This window comes from Undibacterium sp. SXout7W, assembly GCF_049339385.1.
GTDB lineage: Bacteria > Pseudomonadota > Gammaproteobacteria > Burkholderiales > Burkholderiaceae_D > Undibacterium.
On sequence record NZ_JBMPPF010000029.1, the window covers coordinates 15,510 to 30,547 of the forward strand.

Genomic DNA, 15,038 nt, shown 5'->3' on the forward strand with positions numbered 1-15,038 from the left:
CAGCGCATTTGCGGCCCAAGGTGCGTCATGTCGTTGGTGCACTAATAGATTTGTCTCAACGGAGGACATTCAATTAGTGTTCTGCGCTGATATGTGAATCAGCACATCAGTTCAACCATCTGGTGTTATGAGTAATTTCAGAAAAAAATTCTTTTAACGCCGATGCCGACATGCTGTAAGGATCAAATTCAGCGGTGGACGAGTACTTTAAAAACAGCGACGAATTTTCTGTCGTTGCGGCAATTAAGCCCATATTCCAGGCAGTAAATTGGCGTTGAGTGATTTCTTCTAAAGATAACACTTCAGGTTTGATATGGCGCTTATCTTTTAGAATATGGTGATAGAGCGCATTGACAGCAGCGCGCTCGCCTTCAAGGCACTGCAAAAATATTCCATTAGACAGACTAAGTGCCCCGGTGATCGCAAGTCGCTGATTATTTCTGCGAGAGCTAGCCAAAATATCCTTCACATCTGCAGGGCCTAAATTAATTGCGCGGCTAGCATAAATCAAACGGATCATCATAATAATCAGATACTTTCAAAGTAATAAAACGGCTTTAGCACTTTATTTCGACAAGCTATTAACGGGTTATTATAGTCAGTTACGTTATCCCTTGCTGAAGCGTTCTACGCTAGCCAAATTGATGATCGTGACTTCGTGACTGCCTCAGCAGCGGCCAGGACTCAGGTTGCTAATACGGAAGATGGGTCGAATCTAAAATTTGTACAGGAAAACCTGAAGCGTTATCTGATGCCGAATCCATTTACAGACAGTTTTGAACCACGGACTTTAACCGGGTTTTATGCTCTTTTGGAGAGCATGTCACGTGCATCACGTGTGCATCATGCTACATTGGAAGTTTGCCAGTTTTGTCTGAAGTAATCAGTCCATATTTACGCGCAAATAGCACAATGCCGACGGTATCTTTCTCACCGATGATTGCCATGATTTTTGAGCGATGTGCGGCGACTGTCTTAGGACTGAGCCCTAGTTCGTAAGCAATCTGTTTATTTCCTTTTCTATTACCTATCATTGCAATGATTTGCAATTGTCTGGCAGTCAAAGTCTGTACTTGTTGTGGCAATCCCAAAGACGGGAACTGAAATCGTTTCAGCATTTTTAGTGAAATTTCGGGATTCAAATAGATTTCTTTATTTGCTACCTTTCTCAGTGCAATTTCGAGTTCGGCTTTTACAACCGTTTTTAATAGGTAGGCAGAAGCCCCAGCTCGCAGCGCTTCTGAGGTTAGCTCTTCAGAATCATCCATGGCCAATATAATAATGCCAAGATCTGGATAAGCATGTTTGAAATATTGGATCATCGAGATAGCTGCCTGCATTTCGCTATTCACATCAATGATCAAAATCGATGGTAACGATTTCTCTAACAATGCAATGGCTTCAGATTGGCTTGCGACTTCCGCTACAACGACAATATCATTCATCTGCTCAATCAGGCACCGGATACCCGCACGCATCAGTGTTTCATCATCGAGCAAAAGTACACTAATGGTCATGAAGAAACCGTTTTTTAAAGCCACTGAGGATAGTCGCCATCCGTATTAATGTAATCGGCACTATTCCTTTGCTCTGTACGTTGTCGAACTCTGCCATAAGGAAAATTCGCCATAGACAATGCTGTTGTCAAATCGTGGCATTCAAGAATGCAAATGATCAGATGGCAGGTTTACCAGCTAAGAGACTTTTAGTACGTTGATAAAAACCTAGTTCATTGATTGTAATCATGCCGCGATTGGTAATGAATTTACTCTCGATCATTTTTTGTTGTGTCGTAGCCATCAACGTTTGATGACGCAACGCGGCGACGTAACCTAACACGGCCCAAGGAAAGGGATCATATTGACCGGTTTGCCAGTTCGGCATGTACAAATTCAGATAAGTCCAGGCCTTGTCGTAATACGACGATAATTCACTTAATCCAAATGCCTGCGGAAAGACCTGACAGGTTGTTCCCGCGTAGAACGTTGTGGTTGCTTGTGCATCGCCATCGCTGGTTTTAAATCCGGCATGAGCAGTGTCGTACAAGTAATTACTGATACCACTGACTATGCCTGTGGCAACCAGATCATAATAATTAGCGTCTACCAGCTCTCCCTGATCACGCAATAAACCAGCAAAATCTCGCAGGCCACGATAGCTTTCGGCATTATCCATCAGATATCCTAGTGAGTTCGATTGATTTCTTGGTGGTTGAAACGTCGCAGTCAACCCGTTCGATTGCTTTTCCATCACTGCAAGATTGCGGTAAGCAATATTTTTCAGCGCGGCTTCATTGACTTTCCACCAGACCATATCCTGACTGACGCGAACATATTTGACTGCGAGGGATAAAAAGGTCGCCGCGTAAGAGTCGTCAGAGTCAGATGGCACCAAAACAAAATTGTTCGTACCAGGTACAAAGTTGACATCCATAATCGTGGAGTTAACGGTCAGATTACGCAGGTATAAATTAAGATAAGATAAAACGTAGGTTTGTAAATCAGCAGGCGAAAGGTACTGCACAATCGGCAATAACCCCAAATTACTGAAGTACCAATTAATTCGGCCAGCTGGCGCAATCAGATAAGCATTGGCATAAGGACCAGATGTGATTTGAAGGTTTTTTATTTCCTGTACAACGTTAATACTTGGTACAACTTGAGAAAAAACGGAAGATGAATGAAAAAACAGACCGCTCGAAACAACAGTAGCAATGACTGAAAAGGCGATTTTTTTAAATTGGAGCATGGTATTGAGTCCTAAATGAGGAATGTGGCGAATTCCTGAATCGACGCAATACAAATAAACAAGGTCTATTTTGTTGCCGTAAGGAATGACTCAATATAAAAGCTAAGCGCATCATCTTTATCAGACAATGACTCAGGCTAAACGAGTTAATTTCTTTAGCGCAACTAAGAGAATTGAGGTATGGGTAAAGTTACTGTGTTGTCCAAATGATGATTCTATATTTACTGATAGGTACTTCGCTTCAAGATGACGGGAAGTACAATCAATAGGTGCATCTAACTTTCATTGTTTCGTATCTGTCCAAACGCTTATGTTCCAGGGAAATTTTTTGTCGGCACAGTATCAGCAAAACGACCTACTACAACCGAAAAGCCAAATTGGGTGGTAAGACCGTTTAGACGCACAGAAACTCAACCGCTGACAGGGCGAATTCTAGCTCGACAATGCCGCATTAAAAGATATCGTCATCCAGAAGTGCTATGCCCACAAGCCAGGCGCGCTAACGTTTCGCATCTGATGACTGCGATTGGATAGGTATTATCCGAGCTTGTGGTGTGATCGGGATATCCTGATCTAACTATGGCTACTAGCCAGCTTTAGGACGAAAGCGCTCTTAAAGTGCGTTTGCACCGACTGGTGAGTCAAAATGACGCTACGGTCATCTGACGCCAAATCAATTTGCAAATAGTTGTTTAACCGAGATTCGAATTTGGTTTCGTACAATTTTGGCGAGCAAGTCAGTGTCTCAGGTATCTGACGGTGAATGCCCCTTAGATCAAGCTGAAGCAGCTATACCGGAATCCAGAGACGAAACTGGACCTTACTCAACGGGCTAAAAAGAAATCTCAGGTTCAAGCTCTGCACACTCAGATTAATAGCAGAAGAAAAGATTTTTTGCACGAGCGCAGTACTAATCTAGCCTATTGGCGCCGTGTAATCTTCGTCGGTGACATGAGCCTCCTGCATGGCAAGAACCAAAGAGGCGAAAACCGGCCTAGGGGCTGACTAAATAGCATTCCGGGCAAGGCTCAGTTATAGGTCAATAGCGACCAACGTGTTGTTAGAACGAGTACAGTCGTTCGGACTGACGAGCATTTTATGCTGGATATATATGTCTGGTGCATATGTAACGGTTCTACTATTCGGACAAAGAAAGTATCTACCGAGGTTATTTCTGAAGCGTATTGAGTGCTACCTCACTTTCATAGTAGTTCAATCGTTTATGTGCGGTGTGATTCTGTTTTTTGTGCTTCTAAGGCATCCAGGACCGCATTCAAATCAGTGTCAACCTGCATTGCGGTGAGTTCTGGATCATCCCGGTTTCTGACATCTGGCATATCCTTGCGTAATGCTTCTAAGAGTTGCAGTACTTTCGTTACCTTTTGCTCTGTTAATAAATGGACCTGGAGGCTAAGATGAACTTGCAGGTCTGATAACTTAGTCATGCGACTTTGGCGCGTCAGCACGGCAATGGCGATTAGCACGCCGTTTAATCCGAGTAAACCTTGTAGCCAAAAAAACGGAGGAACGTCGATTGGGATATATCCCATAATCAATGCGCTTTCATTTCCGATAATCCAAAGTACGACGAACATCACAAAACTACTAAAATAAATGGTACTTCCGAAAAAAGTACTAATTAATTCAATCATGCTTTGTGTGCCGGAAATTTTCTCTTCCTCGCGATCGTAGTATTTTCCAATATTTTCAATATTGCTCTTGACCGCGTCGGAAAGCGTGTCAGATGGGATTGGTATTTGCTTTTTCATTGTATTTCTGGATTGAGGCGGTAGGACGTTCGATGGCACATCACGCCGAAAATACTTCTGATTCGACTTATACGTTTACATGATTTGCGGTTATGTTGAGTGAAGAAATTGTTCCTTGTACTCGCAGTGTTTCGTTCCGACTCGTGTAGTCAATGTCGCAAGGTATTTATGTTGTTTAACGTATAGTTTACGAAAAGATGTTGGCATGGGGCGATTAAGAATTTGTGATCGACCCAATCACTACATTCCGGAACAGCAGTAAACAAATTCGATAGAAGAGAGTGATTTGTAAAAATGGCGCTACGTTTATAAAAACCATAGCGCCGGAATTTATTATTCATCGCCGACAAAGACATAGTGTTGCTGATCGTAAATCAATGCTTTTAAGTTGATGTTCTTAATTTGTTTGGTCAGTGTTTTGTGATGCATTCATACGGATAGTTCGTAGTAATGATGCACGTTGTCTGACCATGCTTGGTTTGCCATATCTGGCCAGTGATTGTTATCAAAGCCGGGGGCGCTTTCAAAGCGTGTTTTTTCGATATTTAAAATGAAGCATTTGTTGATCGTGTCCAGTGTCAGCGCCTTCCATGGCACTGCAAACAATTTTTCACCAATGCCAAGTAAACCACCAAAGGCCACGACGGCATAAGCAACATGGCCTGTTCGCATGTCCAACATGATCTCCTTAATATCACCAAGATGTTCACCTGCCGGGTTTACCACGTTATCCCCCGTTAGTGTATGTGCACCCATGAGTTCTGAGCCTGGCCCTTTGTGATCATTGATTCCGTTATCAGGATTGGCCGAGTTATAGGTATTTGAATTATCAATCATTGTCTTATTCTCCATGGTAAGTAGAGGTTTCAGCATGTAGTAGGATTGAAAGTTAATCCGTTCGATAGCAAACACAACACAGTAAGCTTTTTATAACCGGGTAATGCTATTGAGGTATTCTATTTGCCGATATTGTGACTGTTTTAGCCAGCACCTATCAGTACGTATAAATTGTCGATAAAGCGCTGTTATGCTCAGTCCTGCTACTCGTAACGGACGCGATACTTGATTGATCGCGCAGTAATATCAGAAGCGCTTTGCTTTTCTCGCAAGAAATTTGATGTCAACTTATGATCATCTTCAAGGGTGTTATCGATATCTATGACTATTTATTGGTTGTATTAGGCGGTATTGAAAGAGCAGTGCAGCCTCCGTTCCTCATTGGCCCAGTATTGATCAGTGGTAGCAAGGCAGCAAATGGGCTGAGCAGGGCAAGAGCGATAGCGCCGCCTGCGCGTATTGCCACTACTGTTTTGTTGACACTGACTTGGGGATGTAAAAAACTACCACGTACATAGACCGGTGCGCGTAAAGATAAGATTCGCAAAGTTTTGCTGTCCGGTTTGATCGTCAGGTTGAGTTGTTCCTGTAGCATATCAATGCTGCCAGTGACGGTAATCAACGCTTCGTCGGTATCAATCAAGAAACTGCGTATATTCATCTGACCATGAGCGACAGAAAAATCGCTGAATATGCAGTTCAGATGGATTTGCTTATCACCTGCCAGACTGATCAATACGATGTTACCTATATTTAACCCCAGTTTTTCCAGCAATAGTTTGCTAATGCTGCCGCGATTGGTCAGGCTGCTGATATCGCCATTGGCGGTTCCTAACATGCTGGCGACTGAATTACCGGTAGCCGATAGTTTTGCATCAGCATTGATTTCACCTAAAGTCCATTCTGGAGCAGTCAAGGCTGGAAATAGTCGCTGCAATTGCAAGTGTCTTATTACCACACGCATTTCAGCCCGTATCGCGCGCGCTAGTGTTGTGCCATTGCCGTCCAGAGTAATATGTGCTTGTATCTGGCCACCAGCCAGATCAATGCTTACCGGCAGCATGGAGATGACCCCGTCCTTTAATAGTAACCGCGTCTCTAGCTTGCGGATAGGGAGTTCTTTCTGGCGCATCAATTTGTCTGCGCTCAAAATGACATCGGCATCCATGGTCCGCCATCGTTCGGCACGAAAGGCTTCGACGGGTAGTAGTTTATTACCTGGTTGCACGGCAGGAGCGCCGCGCCTGATTTTTCCTGCATTCGAATCTGCTCCAATCAGAGGAGCCAGATCGTCTAGTTGTAATTTCTGTGAAACGATCTTGCCCGTCAATAATGGACGTAATTGTCTTGATTTTCTGGTTTGATACTCCAGGCTGCCCGCAATGTCACTTGAGCCTGCTTTCCCTTTAAAGTTATCATATATCCAGTGGCGATCTAATTTCCCCAGCGTTGCCGTCAAATGACCTGCTATTGCGTAAGCAGGAGTTTCCGGAAAGACGATTCCTGTCAACGCATATAGCCTTGCCATACTGATCCCCGATACCTGTAAATGCATGTCCAACGCTGCCAGATCATTGGGTTTAGTTAAACTTCCCTCTGCAAAAATTTTTGTATTTCCCGTTTGCAATCGCCCCGTTAAGGGAAAGGGAATATCCTGCTGTTGCAGGGACAGAATAGCACCAGCTTTTCCGTCACCATTGATTTCTTCATCATGTAGTTTTCCCTTAAGTGTCCATTTGATGCCATAGCCTGTTTCAGTATTAACGCTCTCTATCTCGGTTGTGATATCGGCTTGGCGAATGGCATCCGTAAAATGAATTCGTCCCTGACTGAACACAACTTTACGCAATTCTAGTTGCCAGGATGATGCCTGGGTATTTTTCGGTAAAGTCCAGTTATTGGTGCCATTGGCAAAGCGTTGTAATGACAGACTGCTTCCCTGAAATCGAATCAAGGGGATCGTGATTTTTTTCCCTAGCAGAGCTAAAGGATCCAGAGAGAAAGATAGTTCGTTGATATGCACCATATCTCCGGTTGGTATCTGTTGCATTGCTTTATTCTCTTGCGCTATATCTGGCGGCTGACCAATATGAATATCCTGTGCGAGCAAATATGGCCAAGGAATACTGTTACGCCAGTTGCTGGTCGGTTTTAGCCCGGTGTCCTGATGTTTCCATGTCAGCACCAAATTCCCGCGAATGCTGAATGGTCTGCCCAAAGCTTCACTCGTACGCGCATTGAGCCAAGGTTTAACCCGGTTCCAGTCTATATTCAACAAGATAATGAGACTCAAAAATAGCAGGCTGATGAAGCCCGATGTCAGTATTAAGCTGACACGTAAAACTGTGTTATCTGGCTTCATGGAGTGCCTTTTTTATGTCAATTTACAGGCTACTTCAAAACGATATCTTGTTATGTACGTCATCGTACCGACTCCGGTATTGGCTCAGCCTATACCGGAGTGATTCAACGTCTATTGTGAATGCGGATATTTTTTAAAGGAAAAACACCATGCATGAAGTTAATAGTTTTACGACCAAAGGGATCGATACCACAGCAATCCGGGAAGCGGCTAAAAATCTTGATGATGGCGCTGTGACTGCGGGATATCAGGGTAATCGGAAGGAGGTCATCGCTTTGTTGAATGGAGCGCTGGCGACGGAGTTAGTCTGTATTTTGCGATATAAACGGCATTACTACACTGTATCGGGAGTACACAATGGCCCAGTCAAAGCCGAATTTTTGCAACACGCAATTGATGAACAGGGGCATGCTGATTTGCTTGCGCAGCGCATTGTACAGTTGAACGGAAAACCGGACTTTGATCCAGCAACGTTGGCCGAGCGTAGCCATGCTGAATATGACGGCTCTGACGATATTCGCTTGATGTTGAAAGCCAATTTGATTGCTGAGAGAGTTGCTATTGAATCTTATCGTCAAATGTTGGTTCAGATAGGTGACAGCGATCCGACTACGCGGCAGCTATTAGTCACATTGATGGCGAAAGAGGAAGAACATGCCGATGATATGAGAGATTTATTAGCTTGACGTTGTCAATGAGCGCTTGGTATTGTCGCAACCAATAAAGTTTTTGATTCATCATTCTAGCTGCCACACATCACGGTAGCTATTTTTTTGTCCGCGTTAGTTGCTCGGTACAAAACGCGATCAGTTGATGCATTACCAGAGCAACCGCACGGTTACTGGCAATAACACCTCCGTAGGCATCTTCACTTGGGGCCGCGATGGTGATATCGAATTCGTGCCAGGCAATGAATGTTTGTGTTCGATTATCAGATAAGTAGGCGCGCAGGCTGAAGCGGGAATGGCTAGGATAGGTGGTGAATTCCTGCTGTAGGCGAGTGACCTCCAGGTCTATCCGATACACAGCCTGTATGGAATTTGGTGTTTGTAGAACTACCTGAAATTGACCACTGGATTCAAGAGCACTGGTGACTAATGGCATGAGCATCGCAGCAGGTGCTTTTTGCCACTGACTTTGCTGAAAAACTTCGACTTGATACAACTGTCGAGAATATAGCATCCGATTACTGTCAAGACCAGCTACAGCGCGTATGTGGCCTATCAGGATACTAGCGGGTTGATATTGTAACGTTGTTGATGTTGTGAATTCTGGCGCATCAAGTCGGTACACCAGTATAGGTGCAACTGGCACTGGTTGTAAGACAGAACAGGCCGTGGTCAATAAAATCAATAAAGCCACTAGTGGTAGTGTAGGGCGGTATGTCATGGCGAAGGAGATTCCGAGTATATTTCTCCTGGTCCGGGAGGTGATGCCTGACGTCCTCTGATCAGAATACTGGGGTTGTGTTCTGTTTGTTCGATGAGCCGATTCAGGGATATTGACAGATCTTTTAGTTCAGTCATCAGTCTTTGCAGTTCTGGCAGCGTGTCGTTATTGAACTGACGCATACCCTTACCGAACTGATCCGCTGTGTTTTTTGTGCTGAGACCGGCCTGGCCTACATTTTCTGCCATGGCCGTGATTGCCTCGGCACTCGCGCCCATGCGTAAAAACAAGACATTGAGTTTTGCGCTGGCTTCGGCGGTATGGCGACCGGTAATGGCAACATCAGCAATACCCGCACGGATGACGGCTTTTTGTGACGCCAATACGTCCATGACAGCTGAAGTATCCTGTAGAATTTTGGTAAAGCGTGTGCGATTCTCATCATTTAAGACGGCATTGATGTTAGCAGCCGTGCGGTCGAGGTTAGTAAGGACAGCACTTAATACATTTTCCAGTCGTGCGCTCAGGGAGGGTTTGGTACTTATTTGAGGTAAGATTTGTCCAGGTCGTGCTTGTAGCAATAATGCAGTGGGGGAGCCTCCACTTAATTCCACATACGCAATTCCTGTCAGCCCCTGTGTTTTTAAAACGGCTTCAGTATCTGTCTTGACAGGGGTGCCGGCATTAATGGCGAACACCAGTTGTACTTGTTGCGGATTACTCGGATCAAGTTTAATCGCATGAACTTTACCAACATCTACCCCCAGATATTTGACTGGTGCATCCAGATTAAGTCCAGCCACCGATTCGCTCACAACAGACTGGTATAAAACCTTTTGCGCATGCCTACCGAGACCCACAGATAGCCATAGTATCGCCGCTACAAGCAGTGCACCTAACAACAACACAAAGGCGCCAACGGCAGAATAATTCACTTTGGTTTCCATGTGCAGCCCAGATTATCCTTGCGGATTTGTTGATTGACTCCTTGTATCTTCTCGGCTTGTTGTTGTGCTGCTCTACCGCGAGCGCTATCAAAGTAATTACGGATAATAGGATGCTCCAAGCGTGATAATTCCATCATGGAACCCACTGCCAGCACTTTCCCCTCCCCCAGAACTGCAACCTTATTAGTCACTTGCCACAGCAAATCCAGATCGTGCGTAATCATTACGATAGTTGGTCGATACAGGGTATGTAAATAACGTACCAAGGTATCAATCCCAGTTGCACTGGCTGGATCCAGGCCAGCGGTCGGCTCATCAAGGAATAATAGCTCTGGATCTAATGCCAATGCCCGCGCCAGAGCAGCCCGCTTCAGCATGCCTCCGCTAAGTTCTGAAGGATATAAGGCGGCAGATTCTGGTAGAAGGCCACTCAACGATAATTTCCAGGCAGCGATCTGATTAATGATGTCTTCCGCCAAATTACTATGTTCACGTAGCGGTAGGCCAATGTTCTCACTGACAGTTAATGTGCCAAATAAACCACCTTTTTGAAACATCACTCCACAACGCTGCCGCAACAAGCTAGCTTGCTCCTCGCTGATATGGGCAAGATCATTACCGAGTATTTTGACTTTGCCTGAGTCAGGTGTATGCAACAAGATCATCTCACGCAATAGAGTTGATTTGCCAGAGCCACTGCCACCGACAATCGCAAAAATATCGCCGCGATTTATCTGTAAATTGATGCCGCTATGTATAATTTTTTTGCCAAATCGGGTACAAACCTGCTGCATTTCAACCACATAATCATTCGCAATGCATTTGGCCTGGTTCATCAAATATCCAATACATTAAAGATGACCGAAAAGCCCGCATCCAGCACAATCACGATAAAAATAGACTGCACCACACTGCGTGTCGTCTGTTGACCAACGCTATCTGCATTTGGTTTTGTCTGAAAACCTTGATAACAGCCGATTATGACAATAACAATGGCAAATAACAGTGATTTTCCAATACCGATCAGCAGAGTTTTGAGTGGGATTTCTGTTGCAAAACGAGTAATAAATTCATGCGAACTCACGCCTAATTGATTGCTGGCCATCAACATGCCACCCATGACGCCAGTCAGGTCAGAAAATAAGGTCAACAGTGGCAAGGCCAAAGTTAATGCCATTAATTTAGGGAGCACTAACAGGTCTATCGGCTTGATGCCTGTCGTTTGTAAAGCATCAATTTCTTCGGTTACCACCATCGTCCCTATTTGCGCTGTATAGGCAGATCCTGAGCGCCCTGCAATAATGATAGCGGTGATCAACGGCGCAAATTCACGCAGCATCGCGTAGCCAACAAGCTCGACCACAAAAATATTTGCCCCATAATGTTTGAGTTGATCGGCGCCTTGGTAAGCAATGACAATCCCTAGCAAAAATGAGGTAATACCAACGATAGGTAAGGCGTTAAACCCGGCGATCTGAATATTGTGTAAGACGGTGCGGCCGCGAGTACGACTTGGATGGCGTAGCAGACACAGCATACGGATCGCAGTTTCACCAATAAATCCGAGAAATACCAGATTGTCGTGCCAGATGGTGATGCTATTCTTCCCGATTTTTTCCAAATTGCTGGTTGGTGTGACTGCTGCTGTCACATTCGGTGGCAAATCAGCAAGCGCATTCAACATGCTCAGATATTGAGTTGGCCAATCCGACATGCTTACTTGCACACCGTTATCGCGTAATGCTTGCAAGCGAATCTGCAAGATCCATACAGCAATACTGTCGATACTTTCTACCTGCTTTCCGTCAAATTCCAATATTTGCGGTTGATGTAGTAATAATGCGTCGAGCTGCTGCATGACATTACCGAGTTGGCACACTGTCCATTGGCCTGAGAATTGCAATAATCCCGGCTCTGTTTGGCGAATGCTTGCCATATTGACGAGCGGCATCATTGGCAGTGACGCATACAAATTCTTGTAACAGATTTGATGCAACGGGTGTGACTAGTGGTGTAGATAAACATATAGATTGATGTTGTGAAAACATATTTTCCAACTTACCCATCTATCTACATCATATCTGTGCGTTATCGTACTAAGCAGGGTCAGTTGCCAGAAGCTACCGCTTTGTCAGCATGTTGTGTGACGAATATGATCCAACAACTGGTTACCTTGTTTAACTTTTTTATGTACGGTGATACACGGAGTATTTCTGTCAGTCAGATTAGTTTCAATGCATAACTAAATCACACTTCATTTGAGGACAGATCGATATGCTGCTATTTTCACTCGGGCATTGCAAGGCTGCATACATAACGGATTTTGTGTTAAACGGTTTGGCCGTGTGTTGTTTGCTTATTTTTCTGGTTATTCGTGCCCCGTACCCTCATCCTTTGTGGATGCTGATTTTGTTTGTGTTAGGGCTATTTGCGTTTACTGGCGTTGAATATTTTTTACATCGTTTTATTTTGCATGGTGTGGAGCCGTTCAAATGCTGGCATGCGACGCATCATGCGCATCCTTCGTCAATGACAGGAACGCCGATTATTCTGAGTGTGAGTTTGATCATTTTTTTGATGTTTATACCTGTACTTATTTTTACGAATTGGCTATTCGCCGGTACGCTGGCATTAGGTTTGAATGCCGGATATTTGTTTTACGCGATCATTCATCATGCAATACATCATTGGCAGTGTAAGTATGACTGGCTAAAGCGGCGAAAAATATGGCATGCGCGCCATTATCATACCGACGTTGCTCCTATTTTCTTTGGCATCACTACAAGCTTTTGGGATGCGATTTTTAGGAGTGACGATCTTCATCGTTGCATTTATAAGCAGGCCCCAAATAGGGACGAAAATAGTGATAGAAATTAACTTCAACTAATTTTCGTTGAGCACGAGGATGGAATCATTGTTAATCAGACATTTATCGGATTAGCGCGCAAAACTCTGTCCTTCAGGTCAGTGATATTAGCGCGGGAGGCAATAGTCTCCTTGCTTTTGCAATGTTCTTCGATAGATATGATTGCATATCCAGTTATTTGCCATTCCATGGCCAACGATCATTCAACCAGCGTCGCTAAAGCATCATTCAGTAGCCGGGTCACATGTCTTCGTATCAAAGGTAAACATGCCAGTGCCTGGCATGTTTGTACAATGTGGGCCAATTCAAACGATCGCAAAAGTAGACACCATCCGCCGCAAGTAATTCAACAAAATCAAACTACGCTGGCGAAATTCTAACGGTGTACGCCGTTCATTAGGCTGGATCCCCTTCAAAGCATCGGCACTCCAATACCGGGACGAGCAGCTATGGATGTCAGAGATCGATAGTCCTTTGTCCCTGTGGGATAGCTATGGCTTGTCTCAGTAAGAACTCGGTGCCGGTCACCTGCCTGAAGGTGCAATCGGTCGCTGGTAGGTGCGCATATTTAATAGAAATAGAACAGCACCATCTGTTCGTCAGCGAACAGAGAATAATATTGAAAATGTTATATCATTTTTACTCCGAATTCTGAAATTGATGGACAGAAAATCGTGGAAAAAAATTTCTGAATGTGGCTGGTATGTATTTTTAAATGAAATTTTTCATGTTTCCACGATGCAGGTTTCAACAATACGGACTACCGGGGCTGGCGGTCGGGAAAAATACCAGCACCAAACAACTTTTGTTTATGAATACCTGCTGGATTTTCTGATGTGCAAAAAAATATGGAAAAGAAATGAAAAATTTACTCCAGCTCGATGGCACGACTAGCGAGATCAGCTACGATCCTAATCATTTACTGAATACGATTATCAAAGAATTGCATTTGAAAAATGATGCTGCGTTATCCAGAGCACTAGCAGTCGCTCCTCCTGTTATCAGTAAGATTCGTCATTTGCGTTTGCCAGTGGGCGCTTCTTTATTGATACGTATACACGAAATCAGTGGTATTAATATCAGAGAACTACGTTGTTTAATGGGAGATCGGCGCAAGAATTTTTTAAACAATAGTATCAACCATCACACTAAGAAAATGAGTGACTTGAAAATTCACCATTCTTGACATCCTCCTCCACCTCAGCTACCGGCTGCCGCTTGCGCGGAAAGGAAGGGGATTCCTGCTTTCAGCGTCGCACGTCCGCTACGGAGAATATTGTTCGCCGCATTGCGATCACGATGATGTGTTGTGCCGCACTGCGGACAAGTCCATTTTCTTATTCCAGGATATTTCAGTCCTTTCGGACCGCTGCGTACAAGATGATCTTCTGTACCGCACACAGAACAGTCTGGGGTGGAATACGCTTATGACAGCATAGTTCTGAACTGTGACCAGCCAGCATCCAGTACGGACTTGGCCACACTTGACTTTGCCAGGGAGGACGCATTCACGTTGCCAACAAAGATCGCACCATACTGTTTGACCAGTATGGTGCTTAATTGGTGATGATGATCCTTTCGCCTGTTCACAATCCTGGCGTGAATCTTTCTGACCTGCCTTGACTTGTTTGCACGCTGCGCGATCGCCAGACGCGGTTCCAGATCCCGGTAGTACTGCTGCGCTTCCATCTTCTCTAACGCAGGATCAGAGAAGGCAGCAAACTCTTTTAAGCTTTGTACGCAGACGTATGACCCAAGTATTGAATGAGGATTTAGCGATGGTAGTTGAACTATTTGTGGTCATGGCATAGCGAAAGACTGTATATATAATCAATCCATCGAAGAACATCGAAAAAGCAATGAGGTTGTCGTCTCCTGCGCTGATATCCCCGATCTGAAGGACGAGGTTTTACACGCTAATTCGATAATCAGATTACACATATGATAGTAAATTGATGTTTGATGTCACTAATTTGTAAGTATTTTGCAATAGACTAGAACTCATTTCATAAATATCTTCGAAGTAGAATCATAGAGAAAGCCAGATGAACAAAGCCTGTATATCGATCAGCGCAACGGTCCCAACGAGTGAGAACACGTTTGAATTTGTTGAGCCAGGC

General features: G+C 44.3%; 14 protein-coding genes and 1 pseudogene. 3 read left to right on the plus strand and 12 right to left on the minus strand.

Annotated features, from left to right (window positions below):
- Nucleotides 1-106 precede the first annotated feature (106 nt).
- The 6 genes from ACO0LB_RS19725 to ACO0LB_RS19750 all read right to left on the minus strand — a co-directional run bounded on the left by ACO0LB_RS19725 (nucleotide 107) and on the right by ACO0LB_RS19750 (nucleotide 7,716).
- Nucleotides 107-523 carry a BLUF domain-containing protein gene (locus ACO0LB_RS19725; protein ID WP_423052256.1) on the minus strand — a complete coding sequence of 139 codons (417 nt, stop codon included), beginning with the start codon at nucleotides 521-523 and terminating at the stop codon, nucleotides 107-109.
- Nucleotides 524-848: 325 nt separating this feature from the next.
- Complete coding sequence (locus tag ACO0LB_RS19730; RefSeq protein WP_423052258.1) at nucleotides 849-1,517, minus strand: response regulator transcription factor; 669 nt, start codon at nucleotides 1,515-1,517, stop codon at nucleotides 849-851.
- Nucleotides 1,518-1,674: 157 nt separating this feature from the next.
- On the minus strand, nucleotides 1,675-2,748 hold the full coding sequence (locus ACO0LB_RS19735) for a hypothetical protein (RefSeq protein ID WP_423052261.1): 1,074 nt from the start codon (nucleotides 2,746-2,748) through the stop codon (nucleotides 1,675-1,677).
- A gap of 1,220 nt (nucleotides 2,749-3,968) precedes the next feature.
- A complete protein-coding gene (locus ACO0LB_RS19740; protein ID WP_423052264.1) occupies nucleotides 3,969-4,517 on the minus strand; it encodes a DUF1003 domain-containing protein in 549 nt (182 codons plus the stop codon).
- Nucleotides 4,518-4,946: 429 nt separating this feature from the next.
- Nucleotides 4,947-5,354, minus strand: a complete 408-nt coding sequence (locus ACO0LB_RS19745; protein ID WP_423052266.1) for a PRC-barrel domain-containing protein — start codon at nucleotides 5,352-5,354, stop codon at nucleotides 4,947-4,949.
- A gap of 325 nt (nucleotides 5,355-5,679) precedes the next feature.
- Entirely contained in the window at nucleotides 5,680-7,716 is a 2,037-nt protein-coding gene (locus tag ACO0LB_RS19750; protein ID WP_423052268.1) for an AsmA family protein, read from the minus strand.
- A gap of 149 nt (nucleotides 7,717-7,865) precedes the next feature.
- Between ACO0LB_RS19750 and ACO0LB_RS19755 the strand changes: the two genes are divergently transcribed.
- Nucleotides 7,866-8,402: a ferritin-like domain-containing protein gene (locus tag ACO0LB_RS19755; RefSeq protein ID WP_423052270.1), complete on the plus strand. Its 537-nt coding sequence runs from the start codon at nucleotides 7,866-7,868 to the stop codon at nucleotides 8,400-8,402.
- Between the two features lie 79 nt (nucleotides 8,403-8,481).
- Here the strand turns inward: ACO0LB_RS19755 and ACO0LB_RS19760 are convergent, their stop codons facing one another.
- From ACO0LB_RS19760 to ACO0LB_RS19775, 4 genes are read right to left on the minus strand one after another with little or no spacing between them, the layout of a single operon-like run.
- Nucleotides 8,482-9,105 carry an ABC-type transport auxiliary lipoprotein family protein gene (locus tag ACO0LB_RS19760; protein WP_423052272.1) on the minus strand — a complete coding sequence of 208 codons (624 nt, stop codon included), beginning with the start codon at nucleotides 9,103-9,105 and terminating at the stop codon, nucleotides 8,482-8,484.
- On the minus strand, nucleotides 9,102-10,052 hold the full coding sequence (locus ACO0LB_RS19765) for an MlaD family protein (protein ID WP_423052274.1): 951 nt from the start codon (nucleotides 10,050-10,052) through the stop codon (nucleotides 9,102-9,104). Before ACO0LB_RS19765 ends, ACO0LB_RS19760 begins: the two co-directional genes overlap by 4 nt.
- Complete coding sequence (locus tag ACO0LB_RS19770) at nucleotides 10,037-10,888, minus strand: ABC transporter ATP-binding protein (RefSeq protein WP_423052276.1); 852 nt, start codon at nucleotides 10,886-10,888, stop codon at nucleotides 10,037-10,039. Before ACO0LB_RS19770 ends, ACO0LB_RS19765 begins: the two co-directional genes overlap by 16 nt.
- Nucleotides 10,888-12,006 carry an MlaE family lipid ABC transporter permease subunit gene (locus ACO0LB_RS19775; RefSeq protein ID WP_423052278.1) on the minus strand — a complete coding sequence of 373 codons (1,119 nt, stop codon included), beginning with the start codon at nucleotides 12,004-12,006 and terminating at the stop codon, nucleotides 10,888-10,890. Before ACO0LB_RS19775 ends, ACO0LB_RS19770 begins: the two co-directional genes overlap by 1 nt.
- Nucleotides 12,007-12,326: 320 nt before the next feature.
- Here ACO0LB_RS19775 and ACO0LB_RS19780 point away from each other — a divergent pair, with 320 nt between their 5' ends.
- On the plus strand, nucleotides 12,327-12,929 hold the full coding sequence (locus tag ACO0LB_RS19780) for a sterol desaturase family protein (RefSeq protein WP_423052281.1): 603 nt from the start codon (nucleotides 12,327-12,329) through the stop codon (nucleotides 12,927-12,929).
- Nucleotides 12,930-13,777: 848 nt separating this feature from the next.
- Nucleotides 13,778-14,104 (plus strand): hypothetical protein, encoded by a 327-nt coding sequence (locus ACO0LB_RS19785; protein ID WP_423052283.1) that lies wholly within the window; start codon nucleotides 13,778-13,780, stop codon nucleotides 14,102-14,104.
- A gap of 14 nt (nucleotides 14,105-14,118) precedes the next feature.
- On the opposite strand, the pseudogene ACO0LB_RS19790 reads toward ACO0LB_RS19785, so the two are convergent.
- Nucleotides 14,119-14,331: pseudogene (locus tag ACO0LB_RS19790) on the minus strand (zinc ribbon domain-containing protein); the annotation flags it as partial.
- Between the two features lie 12 nt (nucleotides 14,332-14,343).
- A complete protein-coding gene (locus tag ACO0LB_RS19795; RefSeq protein ID WP_423052285.1) occupies nucleotides 14,344-14,607 on the minus strand; it encodes a transposase in 264 nt (87 codons plus the stop codon).
- Nucleotides 14,608-15,038 lie beyond the last annotated feature (431 nt).